Origin of the sequence: Paenibacillus sp. AR247 (genome assembly GCF_002968895.1) — a bacterium.
Classification (GTDB): domain Bacteria; phylum Bacillota; class Bacilli; order Paenibacillales; family Paenibacillaceae; genus Paenibacillus_AQ; species Paenibacillus_AQ favisporus.
This window is the reverse complement of the sequence record NZ_PCZT01000023.1, coordinates 182,166-201,866: the sequence shown is the minus strand read 5'-3', so window position 1 is coordinate 201,866 and position 19,701 is coordinate 182,166. Positions and strand designations below refer to the sequence as shown.

Genomic DNA, 19,701 nt, shown 5'->3' with positions numbered 1-19,701 from the left:
GCTCCTCGCAATGTAAAAATTGGCTAATTCGCCTGTCCCGGCCGATCGAGCATCCATTGCTGCGAATCAGCCAGGTAGATGTTAACCCGCTAACATGTTGTTGCACTCATTGTAGAGCCTTCACCCGGCCTTGTAAATAACTGGTATAACCCGCTGCAAGCCTCAGCTAGGAGCATCCCATTGTGATAATCCGCCCTGCAGCGTCAAGCCAAAGGCGCGCATTTGCCAGACCTCAGAAAAATACGAAAGTATGCATTGACTTTGACACTGTGTCAACCTTTTAAGATAAAGGAGAAAGGAGATGAGATATCCAAATGAACAAAATGGGATAAGTGAGATTAGATAGGACATAAATGAAACACAGCCGGATGATGGGGTCCGCACTTGCCCAACCGTTCTTGAAGAAAAGGTCAACAGACAACCGTCTGGAAGCGAACTGACAGCAAAGCAGTTCCGCTTATGGAACAGGGGACGGAGGCCGCGAACACAGTGACCGAAGCGATTGCGGCGAGTCCGGTGGTAGTGATCTGTGTGCTGGATTATGTGGCCGTACAGAAGATCCCCGGGCCAGGGCGTCCGCCACGTACAAGGAGGTTCTTTTCATGCAGAAATTTAAGGTCGTCCTCATTGCTGGCGGCTCACGCGGCCATGGCACCGCTACCGCAGAAGCGTTTGCCGATCACGGAGCGGTAATAAGTTTCCAAATTCAATAAAAAGCAGGGTGATTAGCACATGTTTACTAGTTTGCATCAATTTATCGATGAGTGGAAAATGGAAGCGGCCCTCACACAGAAGGTCCTCCAAGTCCTGACGAACGAGTCTCTTCAGCAACAAGTGGCTCCAGATCATTTCACTTTGGGGAAACTGGCGTGGCATATAACACTATCGGTTCATTACTTTTTGTCCGCAGCGGGGCTGGAATTCCATGCGGAAGGAAATTGGCTGGAATTCCAAGATCAAGGAAATGATAGCGATCAACCAACATCGGCGGCTTCCATCACAGAGGCCTATGATCGGACGAGCCGTGCGATGCTGGATGCGCTGCAGACGCAATGGAACGATGTGACGTTAAGCGAAACCCGGAATATGTGGGGCACGATTGTGCTACCAATTTCTGCAGTGTTACGTTTGCTGATTCAGCACCAGGCCCATCATCGTGGACAAATGTTCGTGCTCATGCGTCAAGCCGGATTGGTGGTACCTGGCGTTTACGGCCCCAGTCGCGAAGAGCGGCAGCAGAGAGATCGGAATGCAGGTGCCTAAAGCTTAAGCTCGAGCATTTACGACGGCTCATTAAAGAAATATCCAAATGTTGATGAAATCCAACTTTGTAATCAATGCTGACAATACCGTACAATACGTTGGATATTGGGGCGAAATGACAGAGCATCCTAACTGCGAAAATGCAGTTGCTGCTGTTAAAAGGCCCGTTTACAAAGTTCCTTTTAAAAAAAGCTTACAACTAATCTTAGCCAAATTCCCATTATATCCATTAAAAAAATAAGGAGGGCCGTGTACAATGGCACAAGAGCGTACCGGTGTAGCAACAGCTCAAGGCAACCCGCTTACTTTATTAGGACCTGAACTGAAGGTCGGCGACAAAGCCCCTGACTTCAAAGTTAGCAAAAATTTGTTAGAGCAAGCATCTCTGGCTGATTATGCCGGGAAAGTCAAACTAATCAGTGTCGTTCCTTCCCTGGACCATACAGGTGTATGCGACGCTCAAACCCGGCGTTTTGACGAGGAAGCCGCAAAGCTTGGCGATAACGTGGTTGTCCTGACCGTCAGCGTGGATCTTCCTTTTGCACAATCCCGTTGGAGCAGTGCTGAAGGCATTGACAATGTAATCATCTTATCCGATTATAAAGACCGCAACTTTGGCCAATCATACGGCGTTCTCATTAAGGAAATTCAATTGCTGATGAGATCCGTTTTTGTAATCGATGCTGACAATACCGTTCAATACGTTGAGTATGTAGGCGAAATGACAGAGCACCCTAACTACGAAAATGCAGTTGCTGCCGTTAAAGCGCTCGTTTAATTACAACTTCCATAAGAAAAACGTCAATCGACGTACCTTCAAAGAAGACAGACCACGTTAAAAGGTAATTTTTCTTGCAATATCAGGAAGCCATGGCTCTGGAGTTTATACTTTGATATTATAAAAAGAACAGCGGAGAAGCTCGGCTTCCCCGCTGTTCTTTTTGCTAAATAAATCAAAGCCTGAACACGAATGCAGCCGGTACATTTTTGTGTGCTTAATATCTATCGTTCACTCATCCATCTTGTACACGCCAGCCGTTTATCCATATTGTAAATCGGCACTTCCTTAAACCTTTTTGTTCATGAAGATTCGTTTGATTGCTCGGCTGAGTTGCTCACTGTTCCTTTCAACGTTCTCTGGCGTCTCATTTGTTCAATACGCTGTTCCAATTTTTGTTGTGCTACAGTCAGCGTTTGAATTTGCTGTAAGATTTCTGCATGTTTTTCCTCATAGGCACCGAGCAATTCCTCACAGAAATCATCGCTGTCGTAAGCATCATAATTCTCAGGACAGTTCAATATTCCATTAATTTCCCTCGTCGACAGACCGATGTCTAAATAAATCTGTATCGTTTTGATCCGTTTAACATCAGATTCGTCGAATTCACGATAATCATTATCCATACGTTTTGCTGTCAACAGATTTTTCTTTTCGTAATATCTGATCGATCGAGTGCTGGCACCGGTCGCTTTGGATAGCTGGCCTATTTTCAAGGTATCGCCCCTTTCATTCAAGCAGATTCCCAATGTCCGTACCCATCATCTGAATGTTGGGTCGCCGTAGTTTTTGATTAGTGACAGCTCCCGGTCAATGGAATCCCATTTTCCACTATTTTCCAATTATACCGCATCGTTCTCTACGCAGACAGCGCCTCACCCACTGCACTGCGATATACTGCAAGTCCTTTTGTTCATTGCGTGATTTCAGGTTTATCGGCAATATACCAGCTTTAAAGGAACGCTGGAATTGAACTCCACTGCCTTTTGCATCACTCCCCAATAGCGTGTTAATGTGGAGACATCTGCCCCAAAAGTACCAATAATTGGACAGTTCAGATCATTCTCTGCCCCATTTCCTAAATCGGGAGGGATTTATATTTTTAGGGTTTGTTATGTTCTGTGGACAAGCCTTTCTGTCGTCTGGTGCGCTTTCAGCCTGCTTGCCTTCTGGCCATGGTACGGTCCGGGGCAAGAGTTTCCCTTGTTCCAGGATATCGTCACAGTCATGCTGTTTCTCCCTACCGTTTCGATGTTGTGCTACTCGCTGCTTCTGCAAGCCGTTTCCAGGTTAGTTGCAGCTTATTGGAAGCCGCGGCCTGGAGTACTGCCGCTTGTATGGTATGTTCTGGTGTCCTGCCTATTGCTATTCTATCTGAATCATAAAAGCATATCGGCCCGGCCGCCGCTGATTCTGCTCTTCTCAGTTCCCGGCCTGCTGCACTATTGGATTTCCACCATGCTCCGTATTTTGGCTTCCGTCCCGAAAACCCACAGCGATCCCCGGGACGAGGATCACAAATTCCTTTGACCGTACTCTCCAAACCCTGACATATTGTTGTCAACGTTGATGGCTATACTGAAGTTATAAGATCGTATAGACCATGAACCTTAAGGAGGCGCTGCCGTCGTGACCGAGCCGATGCCCAAGTCAACCGATACATCCCCTTTTACGAAAAATGTTCCCACGGTGCTCAGCCGCCGAGCCTTGAACCGGGCACTGCTCGAACGGCAGCTCCTGCTGCGCCGGGCAGAGATGCCGGTGCTTGACGCGCTGCGGCATCTGGCCGGCATGCAGGCCCAGGCTCCGACCCCGCCGTATTACGGCCTGTTGGCCCGGCTGGCCGGCTTCCGGCACGAGGAGCTGTCCCGGCTGATCGAGACGCGCCAGGCCGTGCGCATCGCGATCATGCGGTCGACGATCCACCTCGTGACGGCCGAGGACGCCCTGGCGCTGCGCCCGGTCATTCAGCCCGCGTTGGACCGCGGCCTGAAGGGAGGCTACGGCAAGGAGCTGGCCGGCCTGGATACCGGCGCGGTCGCCGCAGCAGGCCGGGCCCTCGTGGAGGAGGCCCCGCTGGCCTATGGCGAGCTCGGCGCCCGCTTGCAGGAGCGCTGGCCGGACCGCAGCCCGGCCGCGCTCGCCAACACGGTGCGCACGCTCGTGCCGCTCGTGCAGGTGCCCCCAAGGGGCCTGTGGGGCGCCAGCGGCCAGGCCCTGCACACCACCGCGGAGGCGTGGCTGGGCTGCCCGCCCGCGGCAGCTTCCAGCTCCGGACTCGAGGAGCTGGTACTGCGTTACCTGGCCGCCTTCGGTCCGGCCTCGGTCAAGGACATCCAGGTCTGGTCCGGACTGACACGGCTGAGCGACGTCATCCGCCGGCTCGAGCCGTGTCTGCGGACCTTCCTGGATGAAAAGGGCGTCCTGCTGTACGACCTGGCGGACGCCCCCCTGCCGGCGGAGGATACACCCGCACCTCCGCGCCTTCTCGGCGAATTCGACAACATGCTTCTCTCCTTCGCCGACCGCTCCCGGATTATGGATGAGAGCTACCGCCGCCGAATATTTACGATAAACGGCATCATCCGGGCAGCGGTGCTCGTCGACGGCTTCGTTTGCGGCATGTGGAGCCTGGAGCGGAACAAGCAGTCCGCCGAGCTCGTGATCAAGCTGTTTGAGCCTATCTCGGGCGCCGATCAGGAGGCATTGGCCAACGAGGGCCGCCGCCTGCTGGATTTCGCCGCAGCGGATTGCCCAAACCGGGAAGTCCACTTCAACCTTTCCGAGCTCTAACACCGAAGCCTAGCTAGTGGTTGCTGTGGTGTGTCTTCTTTGAACAAAGGGGAGCGCGACGGCCCTTAATGACCGAATTTATTCACCACGTGGAAACCGCCCCGCAACTTTCCCGTTCGCACCCGACGATTCCGCCCATGCCTCCCATATTCCAGCCCGAATGGCCTGCCCATCCCGGGCTTTTTCGCATGTTAGCAAGAACGGTCAAAACGCACCCTCTCCCATCTGCTATGCTGATATCAAAGGAGGGGCACGCTGGTGTATTCAAATCGGATTCAACACAGCATCCGGTTCATGGAGGAACAGCTTCACGAACCGCTGACACTTGAGCAGATTGCGGCGGAGGCCGGATTCTCGCCGTTCCATTTTCACCGTTTGTTTCGCAGGGAGACCGGGCTGAGCATCGCCGAATATTTGCGAAGCCGCCGGCTGTGTCTCGCCTCGCGGATGCTCCTGTACTCGGAGGAGCCGATCATCGGCATTTCGCTGCAATGCCATTTTGAGAGCCAGGAGGCGTTTACCCGCGCCTTTAAAAAAATGTACGGCATGCCGCCAGGGCGATACCGGAAGATGTTCAGTCTTCATACCCAGACCCATGCCGCTCAAGGAGGAGAAATGAACATGATTGAGGAATCGCTGGTAAAAGGCTGGATGCTGAGCGGCAGCCACCCGCATCAGTATGAAATCGGCCTGGACCGTCACAACGTCCATCAAGGGAACGCCTCGGGTTATTTGAAAGCCGTCACCCCGGAAGGCCCGAACGTGTTCGCCACGATGATGCAGCAATTTAAAGCTGATCGGTACCTGAAACGCAGAATGCGCTTCTCCGGCTTCGTCCGGACGGAAGGGGTTACCGAGTTCTGCGGATTGTGGATGCGGGTCGATAATCAAGCCGAGGACGTGCTTCGGTTTGACAATATGAACAACCGCCGAATTGTGGGCGACACGCATTGGAACCACTACGCCATCGTGCTTGATGTACCGGACAATGCCGCGACGATTTCGCTCGGCGTGCTGCTGATGGGACCGGGGCAGGTATGGGTGGACAGCTTCCGGTTTGAAGAGGTTGACGAGAGCGTACCCACCACGAATTTGGAGATCGTCTACGAGCTCCGGGACGAGCCGTCTAACCTGACATTTGAAGAGTGACGTCCAATATACAGTAAGGGAGGGCCCTCAGGCCCTCCCTTACATATTTCCGCCCGCTTCGGAGGCGGTATCCTCCTTGGCGGCATTCGCCTTGAATTCCATATGCTCAAAACCCCAGCTGCACATATCGTGGAGCACGGATCTCAGCGACTCCCCATGTTCCGTCAAGGAGTATTCTACCTTGGGAGGAACCTCCTGATATACCTTCCGGTGGATCAATCCATCCTGCTCAAGCTCACGCAATTGGTTGGTCAGCATGCCCTGTGTAATATGGGGAAGTTGTCTGCGCAGCTCCCCGAACCGTCTCGTCCCCTGGTGCAGCAGTATAAACAAAATGAGCGGCTTCCACTTGCCTCCGATCGCCTGCAGCGTCGTGATGATTCCTCCCGTGTTTCCCGTCCCGTGGTCCTTACTCATCTCGCTAGCCCTCCCCTTTCCCACCGAAGCGGCAGTGCTGTCTTTGCTGCCATTGTACCAGAGTACACGGAATGGTGACAGTACTCTTTTGAATCGTACATAGTATGATTTTTCGTACTACTCGGCAATACGCTCTCCTGATCCAGAGTACGGTTTGCAAGACTTAGTCTGTTAAAACTGCGTACTTTTCAAGAGTATCGGCCCTGAACCATACTGGAGGTGCAACACTCATAACGCATACCGCCCGAAAGGATGATTTGAAATGAAAACCATGGTCATTGTATCCCACCCGGATCTGTCCAAGTCCAGAGCGAACCATGCGCTTCTCGAAGCGCTGCCGAAGCATACCGATATCCACGTCCGCGATCTGTATCAGGAATATCCGGATTGGCAGATCGATGCGGACCGGGAGAAGCAGCTGCTGCTTGCTTACGACCGGATTATTCTCCAGTTCCCTTTTTATTGGTACAGCTCACCGCCCCTTCTCAAAAAATGGTTTGACGATGTGCTGACATCCGGCTGGGCTTACGGCCCCGGAGGCGAGCATTTAAAGGGCAAAGAATTCATCGTCGTCACTACCGCGGGCGGCACAGATAAGTCATTTCAGGCCGGAGGAGACAACTGGTTTACGATCAGCGAGCTGTTAAAACCGATCCACCTTACGATTGCCCACTGCCACGGTACCTTCCTTCCCCCGTTCGTGGTGTACGATGACATCTTTTCCAGCTTTGGCATGTAAGCGGGTAGGGTGTGTTCACCTTACCCGCTTTCTGTATATTAAAGCGGGGCTGTAGGATACCTAATCACCAGGTACAGACCCCTAGGGACGGAGTATCTTGCAGTATTTACAACCGGATCGTCACGTCATTTCGCTGTCCTCCTGATGGCTTCATTTGTTCGTAATCAATGAAACCTAAGGAGAGAGAACCATGAGCATATTAAATGTCACAAATCTTACGCATATGTACGGAGATCAAGTTACTTTTCGGCATATTGAGTTCCGCCTGCTGCCGGGCGAGCATGCCGGACTGGTGGGCATGAACGGCGCCGGCAAGTCGACACTGTTCCGCCTGCTGACCGGAAGCCTGCTGCCGGAGGAAGGACGGATCGAGTGGTCGCCGCGCGCCAAGGTCGGCTTCCTGGAGCAGCACATCTCGCTGCAAGAAGGAATGACGGTCCTGCGGTATTTGGAGCGGGCCTTTCAGCACTTGTTTGATATGGAACGCGAAATGAATGAAATCGCGGCCCGATTCGGTGAGGCGGGAGACGGGCTTGACGCGATGCTCAGGCGCTACGGCGAGCTGCAGGATGGGCTGGAGCAGGCCGGGTTCTACGCCATTTCCGCCAAAATTGAGGACGTGGCCCGTGGGCTGGGTCTTGCCGAGATCGGCCTGGACACCGACGTAAGCCGCTTAAGCGGCGGCCAGAAGACGAAGCTGCTGCTTGCCAAGCTGCTGCTGGAGGAGCCCGATGTGCTGCTGCTCGACGAACCGACCAACTACCTGGACGCAGTGCATATCGAGTGGCTGACCGGCTACTTGAAAAAGTACCCGCACGCCTTTATCGTTGTGTCGCATGACGAGCATTTCCTGAACGAAATCACGAACGTGATTTTTCATCTGGCCCATCAGACCTTGAAACGCTATACAGGCAGCTATGCCGCGTTCCAGAAGCAGTATGCGCTCGCCCAGAAGCAGCAGGAGGCCGCCTATGAGCGGCAGACCCGGGAGATCGAACGGCTGGAATCCTTTATTAATATCAACCGGGTCCGCAAGGCGAAGCAGGCCAAGAGCCGCGAGAAAATGCTGAGCCGGATCGAGCGGGTCGAGAAACCGGGAGCCAACCGGGCCAGCCAGGAGCAATTGAAGGCGGAAGGTATCCGGTTCGCCGAGTATATCCAGACGCCTTCGCCTGTGCTGATTCACTAAACCGTCTCCTGATAGCTCAAAGGGAAAATAAAAACGGGCAAGGCCACCTCGGCCTGCCCGCTGTATTTCTCCCGGAATCAACCCGGGTTCTTCTGAATTTTATGCATGGTCAGCATGTTAGTTCAAGACATCCTTCATAAACCGTTCCAGTTGAAACACATCGGTAATATTCTGGTTGCACTTGGCGCTGTCGATACACATATAATTTCCGACCCGCCCGAAATGATCCAGTGCCGAACCTTTGGCTTTCGTCTGCGCGGTCACGAAGGCCACCTCTTCATGCTTGTTGCAGAGGCAGCAAACCCCCTTCTTGTTCGTAGGGGTGAACCGGCCCTCAATGCCTGTCATTTTCCCGTCCAGGTTGTAGACGATGAACAGTTTATTCGTTGAAATGTCGGTCCAGCCGATATAGGTCAGGAAGCGGAAATCGAGCTCGGCCAACAGTGGAAGCTTCAGCTTTTTAACTTTGGGATAAAGCTTCTTCAGCTGCTGTTCCGTTACCTGCGGAAAGGCCGTAACGTATTGCTCCAGCTCGCTCAAAAAAGCATGGAATTCTTCGGCACGGTTTAGCGTCGGAATCCGGTCGAAGAACCGCTTCTGCTCCTCCGTCGCAGCAGGGAACATCTCTATGACCCGGGTCCAAGTCGTGTGCCGGATCGCGGATATGACTTTCTGGTCGGCTGTGGTCTTGATGTTATATTCGAGGCGCCCCACCAGGCGCTTGATCAAATTATATTCGTGGTTTTCCATAAATGGCGTTAGCATGTGTTTTCCTCCTCATTTCACCAAAAAACGGAGTACCTCAAATAAGGCACTCCGTCGGTATCGAAAAAAATACGATGCGAGAAGTTCCTTGTATTAGGTCAAAAGGGCATACGTATCCCGTGAACGAACTCACGAAATTTTTGCACTTTTGCCGGCTACAAGCAAACAACTGCCACTTATGGATTCCCCTTTCGAACTTCTGCACATACATCGACATTATAAATTCTCATATCAGCCTTGTAAAGATATCTCCGGGCAAAGGATTCTTAACCGCCTGCGGCGGGTGGAAGAGCTAAGCTATCCCGGGCAGGTGTCCGATTGACAACTGCAGGAAGCCTCGCTTATACTGTGTGGCGTAACGATAAACTTGAATGAGGTGGAAAGGTAATGGAAATTTTGTCTACTGTTCTTAGAAGAGATTTGGCTTGATACGGGAGAAGTCTGCCCTTTTTTTAGCCATCTCGAGAACAGTCGATATGATTTCCACATCGAAGGCCCGGCGCCCCGCTTTGAGTTCCGGGCGGAAGGAAACCTCAGCGGCTCGGTGCTGATCGAGGCCAGACGGCTTCAGGCGGGATACGCGGTGCCGCTGTTCCGGCCACTTGACCTTACTGTCAAGGGCGGTGACAAAATCGCCATCATCGGGGAGAACGGCGCCGGCAAGTCCACGCTGCTGAAGACTCTGCTCGGCGGTATCAACGCACTGGGCGGCGCCGTAACCGTTCAGAACACGGTCCGGACCGCTTATTACCAGCAGGAAGACACCCCGTCTTCGGACACGCCGCTGCGGTATATCTGGTCCTTGCGTCCGGATTTGACGGAGAAGGAGATCCGCCGCACGCTGGCCATGGCCAGCCTGAGCGCCGATCATATCCGCAAGCCCATGCGGACGCTGAGCGGAGGAGAGCAGGCCAAGGCCCGGCTCGCCGAGCTAATGCTTACCCGGAGCAATCTGCTCGTTCTGGATGAACCGACGAACCATTTAGACGTCCGCGCGAAGGAGTCTCTGCAGAAGGCACTGGCCGCCTACCCCGGCACTGTGCTGCTGGTGTCCCACGAACCCGCCTTCTACGAAGACTGGGTCACAGACATCTGGCGGGTGCAGGATTGGAAGTAAGCCCAATAGGCAAGGCGATCAAGGCTCAAATCACGAATGCAGTATCGTTTCGCATCTACTGATCTTCGAGGAAGAAGCTGCCGCACCGGAAGAACCCGGTCGGCAGCTTCTTTTGTGTAACGGGTGAACCGGCTACTTTTTCAAATGGTACGGCACCGTGGTGACGATGATATTTTTCCGGTAAAGCAAAAAGGCACGGATCAGCAGACTCGACTGGTTATGCAAAATGTTGTGCCAGCTCTTCTTGGGAATAAACTGCGGGATAAGCACCGTCACCCGGTAGTGCGACTCTGAAGCTTTGTACTCCACGGTATCCACGAATTTCGTCAGCGGCTGGATAATGCTGCGGTATGGCGACAACAGCGTCACCAGCCGAATGTCGGGCTGCCACTGCTTCCACTTCTCCTCCATCTTCCGCTCCGATTCCCGGTCATAGGCAACATAAACAGCGATGATCTGGTCGGGCGACAGCGACTTGGCGTAATTGATCGAGTTCTCCACCACATGGGTGATCCCGGCGACGGGTACGATCATCACATTACCCTCGACGGGAACGGCCGGCTCGCAGGTCGTAATCCGCAGCTGGTCGCCGACGGCCTCGTAGTGCCTTTTGACCGCATGAAATATATAAACGATCAGCGGCAGAAAAATCAGCACAGGCCACACCTGGCCAAACTTGGTAATAAAGAAAATCATCATGACCGTGAAGCTGATCAGCGCCCCCACAAAGTTGATGATCAGCTTGCCCAGCCAGCCTTTCGGCTTTTCACGAATCCATTTGACCAGCATCCCCGTCTGGGCCAGCGTAAACGGAATGAATACCCCCACCGCATATAGCGGGATTAAATGCTCCGTGCGCCCCTTGAAGGCGATGATCAGAATGATCGATGCCGTGGCCAGAAACATAATGCCGTTGGAATACCCGAGGCGGTCTCCGCGAACGGTAAACATCCGGGCGATGTATTTATCCTTGGCCAGGTTGACGGCAAGCAGCGGAAAGGCGGAATAGCCGGTATTAGCCGCAAGAACGAGAATAAGGGCAGTTGTCGCCTGGATAAAATAATACAGGAAGCTCCTCCCAAAGGTGGTGGAGGCGATTTGGGATACGACCGTTTCTTTATCATTCGGTACGATCCCGTAATAGTAAGCGAGAAAGACGATGCCGGCGAACAGGATTGCCAGCAGCGTACCCATCGCCATCAAGGTTTTGGAGGCATTATTCGGCGCCGGGTCGCGAAAGTTCGGAATGGCATTGGAGATGGCCTCCACCCCGGTGAGCGCCGAGCTCCCTGAAGCAAAAGCCCGCAGCAGCAGAAACAGGGAGATCCCTGCTACCGGCGTGCCTATTGGCGCGTGCAGGGTTGGCGGCACCTGTCCGGTTGCGATTTTGTACAAGCCTACCCCGATAAGAATGAATAGCGCGAGTACGAACAGGTAAACCGGATACGCCAGAATTGAAGCCGATTCGGTAATCCCGCGCAGGTTCAGAATGGTAATCAGAATGACCAGCGCACAGGCGATGACCACGTTGTACGGGTGAAGGCCGGGAAACGCCGACGTAATGGCATCCGTCCCGGACGACACGCTGACCGCCACCGTCAAAATATAATCGACCAGCAGCGAGCCGCCGGCAATCAGTCCTGGATTGATCCCCAGGTTCTTTTTGGAAACGACATACGCTCCACCGCCGTGGGGATAAGCAAAGATAATCTGCCTGTACGATAAAATGAGGGCCAGCAGCAAAATCAGAATGCCGATACCGATCGGGATCGTGTACCAGAAGGCTACTGCGCTGACCGTTACCAGCACGAGCAAAATTTGCTCGGGACCGTAGGCAACGGAGGACAGCGCATCGGAGGACAGGATGGCCAGCGCTTTGGTTTTATTCAGTTTTTGTTCACCCAATTGGCCGGACTTCAGCGGGCGGCCGATCAGAAATCTTTTGACGGCTGACAACATGAATAACACCTCGATCTCTGTCGATAGTATGGTTTCCTTAGGGTATCCCGTTCCCAGCCAAACGACTCCGGGTATATCTAGGAATCCCCTCACCAAACATTTAAACCGCCGCAGGGCATGAAACAACAAAAAAGCCTTCCGCTTTCGGAAGGCTTTGTGTGAATGGATAGAGAGGACAGGAATCATCGAAGCCCGGCTATACCAAAAAGATCGCCACGGCCGTGGTCACCGCCAGCCCGATCAGCACGGGCCTCAAGTTCCGTCTCGCCAGCTCGAACGGGCTGACGCCGCAAATGGCCGCGGCGGGAATCAGCGCCCAGGGGATCAGCGTGCCGCCGCCGACCCAGATCGCCGCCACCTGGCCGAGGGCCGTCAGCGTGGCTGCATTGGCATGCGTGGCGGCTGCGAACAGCTGGGCGATCGAGCCGGCGAGCGAAATGCCGGAGAAACCGGAGCCGTCGAGTCCGGTGATGGCCCCGGTGATCGTCAGCGTGACGGCGCCCACCGCTCCGTTCAGCGGCACCACATGCGCCAGCGCGGCGCCCAGATCGTTGACGATGCCGTTCGAGGATTCCGGCAGCACCTTGCCAAAGAGGTCGGTAAACGCTGCATCGCCAAGGTAGAAAAAGGCGGCGATCGGAATGACCGGACCGAATACTTTAAACCCGAAGGTGAAACCGTCGATCAGGTAAGAGGTCACCTTTTCAAGCCCTTGGTTCCGGTGCGCAAGCAGCGTTACCGCGATCAGGATCAGTACGGCCGTGCCCCCTACGAGCGCCGTGGCGTCTCCGCCCTGCAGCTTCAGCACAAACATGGCGGCTACGTCGATCAGGAACAACACCGGGATGATAACCGCCAGCCACACCCTCACGCGTGGAGTAAGCGGCGCTGCCGATTCTTCCGCTCCCCCGCCTTCGCCTGTAAGGGCACCCGCCCCGTTGGACCCGGTGACGAGACCGTCGCGCCACGTGCCATTCTTCATGTCCCTTCGCATCATCCAGTAGGCCGTCACGGTTGTCACCAGGCCCATCACGATGACGAGCGGAACGCTCGCTTCCATGACCTGCGATACGTGAAGTCCCGCCGCGTCGGCGGTCAGCTTGGGCGCGCCCTGAATAATATAGTCCCCGGAGAGCGCGATGCCGTGCCCGAACAGGTTCATCGCGATGGCCGCGCCCAGGGCGGGCAGCCCAACGCGGGCCGCGACCGGAAGCAGCACCGCCCCGATCAGCGCGACCGCCGGCGACGGCCAGAAAAACAAGGACGTGACCAGCATGATCAGTCCGATTCCCCAGAAGGCGACCGCCGGTGTCCGGATGAACCGCGTCAGCGGAGCAACCATCGTCTCGTTAATGCCGGTGCGGATCAACACCCGGCTCATCGCCACGATGATCGAAATGATCATGATGGTGCCCATCAGCTCTTTGGTCGCATAAATAAAAGAATTAAAGACGCCCGACACCGAGCCGCTCAGCGTCTCGGTCGCCAGCCATCCGAGCACGAAGATGCCTGCCACGCAGATCATCGTCGTGTCCCGCCGCTTGATCAGCAGCGCCATAATGAACACGATAAACGCCAAGTACACATAGTGTAAGGCCGTTAAATGAATGACCATACCGGTCACACCCTTCCCCTGCTGCAATTGTGCTATATGCTATGCGGGGGCCTGGGCATGTGTTCATGTCTATGGCTCAGGACAAACGGTAAGTGGCGAACGGCTCACCATTTCGGAACGGCTCGCTGATGCGGTCCAGTTCTTGGATCGTCTCCTCGCTCAGGGTCATTTCTACGCTGCGCAGGTTGTCTTCCAGCTGGCTTGTGCGCGTCGCCCCGACGATGACGGTCGAAACCGCCGGACGTCCCATCAGCCAGGCCAGTGACAGGCTGCTTGGCGCTAATTCCAGACCGGCAGCCAGCCGTCCAACCTCTTGGCCAAGCCGGATGTTGCGGTCAATGACAAACCGGCTGAAGTTCGGATCGGTATCGGCCCGAGATTGCTCCGGCGCCCGATTGTCCAGCGAATACTTTCCGGTGAGGATGCCTCCGGCCAGCGGAAAATAAGGGATAATGCCAACGCCTTGATCCAGGCACATCGGGACCAGCTCCCGCTCCGGCGTCCGGTCTGCAAGTGAGTAGCTGACCTGTGTGGACACGAACCGGTTCAGACCTTTGGCTTCGCTGATGCCGATCGCCTTCATCAGCTCCCAGGCGGCATAATTGGACGCGCCGATGTAGCGGACTTTGCCGGAACGGACCATATCGTCCAGCGTCCGAAGCGTTTCTTCCAGCGGGGTATGCGGGTCAAACGTATGAATCTGGTACAGGTCGATGTAATCCGTCCGCAGCCGTCTCAGGCTGTTCTCCAGCTCCTGCATCAGATGGTACCGGGAAGAACCGCGGCCGTTAGGGCCCTGCCCCATGACCAGCCCAGCCTTGGTGGCAAGCACCGCCTCCTGCCGTCTGCCTTCTAGCGCCAGGCCGATGATGCGCTCCGACTCGGTCCCGGCATAAATATTGGCGGTGTCGATAAAGTTCACCCCGCGATCCAGCGCGTGGTGGATGATCCGGATGGAGGTATCCTGATCCGCCCGCTTTCCGAAGGCGTTCGTGCCTAGTCCCAGGACGGATACTTCCAGTCCGGTATGGCCGAGGTAACGGTATTTCATCAGTTCATTTCCCCTTTACGATAAAGTGAGTGTTCAGCGGCACGTCTTGAGTCTTAAGTCATTGTGCAGCTCAGGTTCATATTCCTTGCTCCCCGGGCCTTAGCTTTCCGCCGATGCTTCCGCCTTCGGCTTCCCGCCCCCGTTGACGAGCCAGATCCCCAGCAGCACAAGCACAATGCCAACCGCCACGACGGGGTTCAGGCTTTCCTTCAGGAACAGGCATCCGCAGACGACCCCGACGACAGGCACCAACAGCAGCGAAATCGAGGCTTTGCTGGCCTCCACCTTGGACAAAATGTACGACCACATCACAAACGCCAGCGCCGAGCCGACGACGCCCGAGAACACGACATACACGACCGGCATGACGCCCCAGTGGCTCGTCCCGTGCTCGAAGATCGCCGAGTACAGCAGCAGTCCCGCTGCACCGGCTACCATCTGCCAGGTCGTAAACTGGAGCATGTCGCTGCCCGCAAGCTTGCGTTTGATGAGAAGGTTGGACAACGCCCAGGACAGACCTGAGGACACTGCGAGCAGCAGCGCTCCGGTGCTGCCTCCCCAGTGGGCATCCATGGCGATGAAGAGCCCGATGATGCCAATGATAATGCCGGCGAGTTTGCGCAAACGCAGCTTTTCTCCCGGAAGCCAAAAGTGGGCCATCAGCGTCAGCCAGAGGGGCATGCTGTACGTGAGGACCGATGTCAGACCGGCGCTTAGATCCTCCAGCGAAATCTGGATCGCCAGGTTAAAATACATCGTCTGCAAAATGCCGCATACGATATACCACTTCAAATCCTTCCAGCGGGGCAGCGGCACCTTGCGGAAATAACAAACCGCCAGAAGTACGAGCGCCCCAAGCGCAAAGCGGTAGCCGGCAAAAAGCACCGGCGGAAACACGCCGTTGGCCAGCTTCATAAAAACCCAATTGAAGCCCCATATTAAACAGAGAAGACCGATCAAACCATTCATGTTCACACCCCGGATGTCTGAGATTGAAACCCCCGCCCGCAGGGTGCAGACCGGTGAACCCTGCCTGCGGCGGTTTCAGCTATCTTTCATGTTAGTCCAATTTCGGACCCCTGTGAAGAAAGAAAAATCGCACCTCCATGCGGTTGGCACGGCGGTACGATTGGATTCCTTGCAGATTTTGGCCCGGCACTGACACGGCTATCCGCTTCTGCAAGGCTAGTATTTGATAATGTTGGCAATTACGATCAGAATCGCCCCAATAGCGATCCACATGCACATCAGCGGCCAGAAAAATTTCACCCACTTCTGATACGCGATGCCGGATACGGCCAGGCTTCCCATCAGCGCCGAGGACGTCGGCAGTATCATGTTCGTAATTCCGTCCCCAAGCTGGAAGGCGAGCACCGTCGTTTGGCGGGTTACGCCCAGAATATCCGACAGCGGCACCATGATCGGCATGGTCGTTACCGCCATCCCGGTTCCGGACGTAATAAAGACGTTCATTACGTTCTGGAACACGTACATGCCGAGCACTTGAACGGATCCCGGCAGCTCGCCGACCACAACGGCCAACCCGTTCACGATGGAATCGATCACGTTGCCTTGGTCCAGCACGACCATAATTCCCCGGGCAAAACCGATGATCAGTGCGCCGTACGTAATCGACCTGGCGCCTTTGACGAATTCCGAGGCGATCCGGCTCGGTCCGTACCCGGCGCAGAAGCCGGACACGATGCCCATGGTGAGGAACAGCGCGGCGAGCTCCTCCATCCACCAGTCCTTTTTCGATACGCCCCAAATCAGGAAAGCAAACCCGATCACGACGGTGGCGATGGTCAAGTAATGCTTGAGCTGCATGGGAGGCAGCTTGGAGAAGTCGAGCTCCTGCTTGTCCGCATTCTTCTCCAAATCCTGGACAAGGCTGCGCTCCGGATTTTTTCTCACTTTACCGGCGTACCGGACAATATACAGACTGGTAACCGTAATCAGACACACGAGCAGGATGATCCGCAGCCAAGCGCCTGAAAACATCGGCACCTGGGCGATAGCCTGCGCCAAGCCCACATTGAACGGGTTCAGAATCCCTGCGGTGAACCCGCACGATGCGCCGAGGGAGATCATCGCGGTGCCCGTCAGGGCGTCAAACCCGAGCGCTCGGGCAATGGCGATGCCAATCGGCACGAAAACCATGACCTCGGTCGACATCCCCATCGTGAAGCCGGCGACCGAGAAGAGCGTAATAAAGATAGGTATGACCCAGCGGCCCTTGTTTGAAAACCTTTTGGCGACCCGGCCGGTAATGGATTCGATCGTCCCCGTGGAGGAAATAATTTCAAAGGTGCCGCCGATAATCAGGATAAAGAAAACGACGTCCGCCGAGTCAATCAGCCCGTGCACAATCGCCTTCGGTATGCTGACGATGCTAACCGGACTGGCTTCTACCTGGTGGTAGGAACCGGGAACGACCAGGGATTTGCCTGTCGCCTTGTCCTCGGCCCGGTCGAACTCGCCGGCCGGAATGACGTAGGTGAGCGCCGTGGCCACCAGCACCAGGAAAATCAAAATGACATACGTATGAGGCATTTTAAACCATTTGCGGGATGCAGTATTAGCGGTGTTCATCGGTTTACCCCTCGTTTCTCTGCGCTTTCCATTGGTCAAATTCGCTGCGGACCTCGCGCAGCGCTTCCTTGTCGGTACACAAATCGTAAGCCGTCAGCGCCAGCGCCTTGGCCGCACGGTTCAATTCGATCATGCCTTCCTCCGAACCGGCCAGCGCGGCGAATTCCGGCGTATGCGTCGTAGCGTCGCCAAGCCGGATATATGGGTGGATTGCGGCGGTCATCTGGCTGACGTTGCCGATGTCCGACGATCCGACCCCGCCTTTCTCCGGCGGATCGTTCACTTCAATGCCGAGGTCCTCCAGATTCCGGGCAAACAACCCGGCTAGTGCCTTGTTATTGTTGCGCTCCGCATAAATCAATCCCTCGGTGATATCCACGGTTGCGCCGACGCCTTCGGCCGCGCTTCGGACAGCACGGTATACTTTTTCCCTTGACCGTCTCCAGCTCCTGAACGGTGGATGCCCTAAGGATGAACACCGCCTCGGTCAGTTCCGGCACGACGTTGGGCGCGTCCCCGCCTTTTGTAATGATGCCGTGTATCCGCACGTCCTCTTTCATAAACTGCCGCAGCGAGTTGATCGCCACATACGCGTTGACCAGCGCATCCAGCGCGCTGATGCCCTTTTCCGGCGAGGAGGAGGCATGCGCCTGCTTCCCGTGGAAGGTAAAGGTCGCATCTACGCAGGCGAGCGCTCCGCGCAGCACCATCGTTTTGTTCTGCGGATGAACCATCATGGCCGCGTCGACATCATCGAAGACGCCGTCCTGGCACATGATGATCTTGCCGCCGCCCTCCTCTTCGGCCGGGGTGCCCAGCACCACGATCTTGCCCGGCAGCTCCGGGCATGCATCCTTCAGCGCCAGGGCCGCTCCGACGGCAGCCGTTCCGATCAGATTGTGCCCGCAGGCGTGGCCAATGCCCGGCAGCGCGTCATATTCGGCGAGCAGCGCGATCGTCGGTCCGCCCGGTGTTCCTTCCCAGGTTGCGCGAAAGGAAGTCTCCAGGCCGGAGATGCCCTTTTCTACGGTAAATCCCGCTTCGGCCAGCGGCTCGGTCAGCCACTGCTGCGCCTGATGCTCATGGAAGCTGAGCTCCGGATTGGCATGGATTTTCAGCGAAATCTCCCGCAGCATGGCGTCACGCGCGTCAACTGCCTGAATCAGCTGCTGTTTTGATTCTGTTCCTTGCTGTGCACTCATTGCTATCCCACCCTGTCGATATAAATGTTTTATGAAGCCGTCATTAGTTCCGGCATTGGTTCGTTTCGTATATTTATGCATTAATATGTATTAAATAATAAGGGCAGCCGCAGGAAGATGTACAATCAATATTTTTTCGCGCTGGACCTAAAGAATTTTTATGTAGGCGCTTCGTTTCATTCAGATTGGATAAAAAGAAGCCCCGCCCGATACCCAGGCAGGACTTCGTTAAAACGGATGTTCCGTTTTCATAAAATCGACGAACCGGTCCACGATGGCCAGCTCGAGCGATGGCTCCCGGTACAGCATCCAGGTGTTGCGCCGGATCGGCTCCCCGTTCTTTAGCTTAAGCTCCAGCGTGTACAAGCCGTCCTCCGGCGAGACGAACACGCCCGGCACGATGGAATAGCCCAGCCCGTGCTTGACCATTTCCTTGCATGTCTCATACGCATCCACCTGCATGGCGATGGTAGGCGGCGTGTCATAATGCTCGTGCCACCAGGCCCGGATCGTCTGCCCAAAATGGGAGGACACCTGGCGGGCGGCCTTGGCCTTCGGCTCGCTGTAGTGGATATGCGGCAGCTCCGGCAGGATGGCCAGATCGATCGGCTCCTTGGAGATCAGGCAAATCGGCTCATCATGCAGCAGGAAACGGGATTCTACCCATGGGTAATCGCCGCGGACGATGCCCACATGAATCTCCTGCTCCATCAGCGAGTCGAGAATCTCGGGGCTGAGCGCACAGGTGACACTGAACTGCACCTCGGGATACAGGTCCCTGAACTTCTTGAGCAGCGGCGGGAGCTTGTAGAGGCCGTAATAACTGGCGACCCCGAGCCGGAGCGTCCCCTTCACCCGGCTGCGCATATTGAGGAGATAATCCTTCATATGGTTCAGCTCGTCCTGCGTCTTCTTCGCGTACGCAGCCAACGCTTCTCCTTCCGGCGTTAAGTATGTGCCCTTGGCGTGTTTAACGATCAGAGGCACGCCGAATTCCCGCTCCAGCAGCTGAATCCGGTAGGTCAGCGCCGGCTGCGTCATGTACAGGCGTTCCGCCGCTTTGGTCAAGCTC

17 protein-coding genes and 1 pseudogene are annotated in these 19,701 nt (G+C 55.3%); 7 read left to right on the top strand and 11 right to left on the bottom strand.

What is annotated here, in order from left to right; genetic code table 11:
- Positions 1 to 732 precede the first annotated feature (732 nt).
- The gene (locus tag CPT76_RS29950) at positions 733 to 1,263 is read left to right on the top strand and encodes a DinB family protein (protein ID WP_105445469.1); all 531 of its coding nucleotides are present in this window, start codon (positions 733 to 735) and stop codon (positions 1,261 to 1,263) included.
- A 256-nt stretch (positions 1,264 to 1,519) separates the two neighbouring features.
- The gene (tpx, locus tag CPT76_RS29945; RefSeq protein ID WP_105445468.1) at positions 1,520 to 2,041 is read left to right on the top strand and encodes a thiol peroxidase; all 522 of its coding nucleotides are present in this window, start codon (positions 1,520 to 1,522) and stop codon (positions 2,039 to 2,041) included.
- Between the two features lie 302 nt (positions 2,042 to 2,343).
- Here tpx and CPT76_RS29940 read toward each other — a convergent pair whose 3' ends face one another.
- On the bottom strand, positions 2,344 to 2,757 hold the full coding sequence (locus tag CPT76_RS29940) for a MerR family transcriptional regulator (protein ID WP_105445467.1): 414 nt from the start codon (positions 2,755 to 2,757) through the stop codon (positions 2,344 to 2,346).
- Positions 2,758 to 3,670: 913 nt separating this feature from the next.
- Between CPT76_RS29940 and CPT76_RS29930 the strand changes: the two genes are divergently transcribed.
- Complete coding sequence (locus CPT76_RS29930; protein ID WP_258168953.1) at positions 3,671 to 4,834, top strand: winged helix DNA-binding domain-containing protein; 1,164 nt, start codon at positions 3,671 to 3,673, stop codon at positions 4,832 to 4,834.
- A 255-nt stretch (positions 4,835 to 5,089) separates the two neighbouring features.
- Positions 5,090 to 5,983 carry a helix-turn-helix domain-containing protein gene (locus tag CPT76_RS29925; RefSeq protein ID WP_374954748.1) on the top strand — a complete coding sequence of 298 codons (894 nt, stop codon included), beginning with the start codon at positions 5,090 to 5,092 and terminating at the stop codon, positions 5,981 to 5,983.
- A gap of 39 nt (positions 5,984 to 6,022) precedes the next feature.
- Here the strand turns inward: CPT76_RS29925 and CPT76_RS29920 are convergent, their stop codons facing one another.
- Positions 6,023 to 6,400, bottom strand: a complete 378-nt coding sequence (locus CPT76_RS29920) for a winged helix-turn-helix transcriptional regulator (RefSeq protein ID WP_105445465.1) — start codon at positions 6,398 to 6,400, stop codon at positions 6,023 to 6,025.
- 262 nt (positions 6,401 to 6,662) lie between these two features.
- Here CPT76_RS29920 and CPT76_RS29915 point away from each other — a divergent pair, with 262 nt between their 5' ends.
- Together CPT76_RS29915 and CPT76_RS29910 are read left to right on the top strand one after the other, a co-directional pair.
- Complete coding sequence (locus tag CPT76_RS29915; protein ID WP_105445464.1) at positions 6,663 to 7,139, top strand: NAD(P)H-dependent oxidoreductase; 477 nt, start codon at positions 6,663 to 6,665, stop codon at positions 7,137 to 7,139.
- A 190-nt stretch (positions 7,140 to 7,329) separates the two neighbouring features.
- Positions 7,330 to 8,235: pseudogene (locus CPT76_RS29910) on the top strand (ATP-binding cassette domain-containing protein); the annotation flags it as partial.
- A 210-nt stretch (positions 8,236 to 8,445) separates the two neighbouring features.
- Here the strand turns inward: CPT76_RS29910 and CPT76_RS29905 are convergent.
- Positions 8,446 to 9,093 (bottom strand): FusB/FusC family EF-G-binding protein, encoded by a 648-nt coding sequence (locus CPT76_RS29905; protein WP_105445462.1) that lies wholly within the window; start codon positions 9,091 to 9,093, stop codon positions 8,446 to 8,448.
- Between the two features lie 544 nt (positions 9,094 to 9,637).
- On the opposite strand from CPT76_RS29905, the gene CPT76_RS29900 reads away from it, so the two are divergent.
- Positions 9,638 to 10,210 carry an ATP-binding cassette domain-containing protein gene (locus CPT76_RS29900; RefSeq protein WP_308737693.1) on the top strand — a complete coding sequence of 191 codons (573 nt, stop codon included), beginning with the start codon at positions 9,638 to 9,640 and terminating at the stop codon, positions 10,208 to 10,210.
- Positions 10,211 to 10,342: 132 nt separating this feature from the next.
- Here CPT76_RS29900 and CPT76_RS29895 read toward each other — a convergent pair whose 3' ends face one another.
- From CPT76_RS29895 to CPT76_RS29865, 8 genes are all read right to left on the bottom strand, one after another.
- Entirely contained in the window at positions 10,343 to 12,169 is a 1,827-nt protein-coding gene (locus CPT76_RS29895; RefSeq protein WP_105445460.1) for an APC family permease, read from the bottom strand.
- A 196-nt stretch (positions 12,170 to 12,365) separates the two neighbouring features.
- Positions 12,366 to 13,784, bottom strand: coding sequence for a hypothetical protein (locus CPT76_RS29890; protein WP_105445459.1), 1,419 nt, complete (start codon positions 13,782 to 13,784; stop codon positions 12,366 to 12,368).
- A gap of 76 nt (positions 13,785 to 13,860) precedes the next feature.
- Positions 13,861 to 14,835 carry an aldo/keto reductase gene (locus tag CPT76_RS29885; protein WP_105445458.1) on the bottom strand — a complete coding sequence of 325 codons (975 nt, stop codon included), beginning with the start codon at positions 14,833 to 14,835 and terminating at the stop codon, positions 13,861 to 13,863.
- A gap of 99 nt (positions 14,836 to 14,934) precedes the next feature.
- Positions 14,935 to 15,804 (bottom strand): DMT family transporter, encoded by an 870-nt coding sequence (locus CPT76_RS29880; RefSeq protein WP_105445457.1) that lies wholly within the window; start codon positions 15,802 to 15,804, stop codon positions 14,935 to 14,937.
- A 216-nt stretch (positions 15,805 to 16,020) separates the two neighbouring features.
- Positions 16,021 to 17,427: a YfcC family protein gene (locus CPT76_RS29875; RefSeq protein ID WP_105445456.1), complete on the bottom strand. Its 1,407-nt coding sequence runs from the start codon at positions 17,425 to 17,427 to the stop codon at positions 16,021 to 16,023.
- 4 nt (positions 17,428 to 17,431) lie between these two features.
- A complete protein-coding gene (locus CPT76_RS40810) occupies positions 17,432 to 17,806 on the bottom strand; it encodes a zinc-binding metallopeptidase family protein (protein WP_258168951.1) in 375 nt (124 codons plus the stop codon).
- Positions 17,763 to 18,629, bottom strand: a complete 867-nt coding sequence (locus CPT76_RS29870; protein WP_258168950.1) for an amidohydrolase — start codon at positions 18,627 to 18,629, stop codon at positions 17,763 to 17,765. The genes CPT76_RS40810 and CPT76_RS29870 overlap by 44 nt, the downstream gene beginning before the upstream one ends.
- Before the next feature lie 228 nt (positions 18,630 to 18,857).
- Positions 18,858 to 19,701, bottom strand: an 844-nt coding sequence (locus CPT76_RS29865; RefSeq protein WP_105445455.1) for a LysR family transcriptional regulator, incomplete at its 5' end; no start/stop codon positions are given.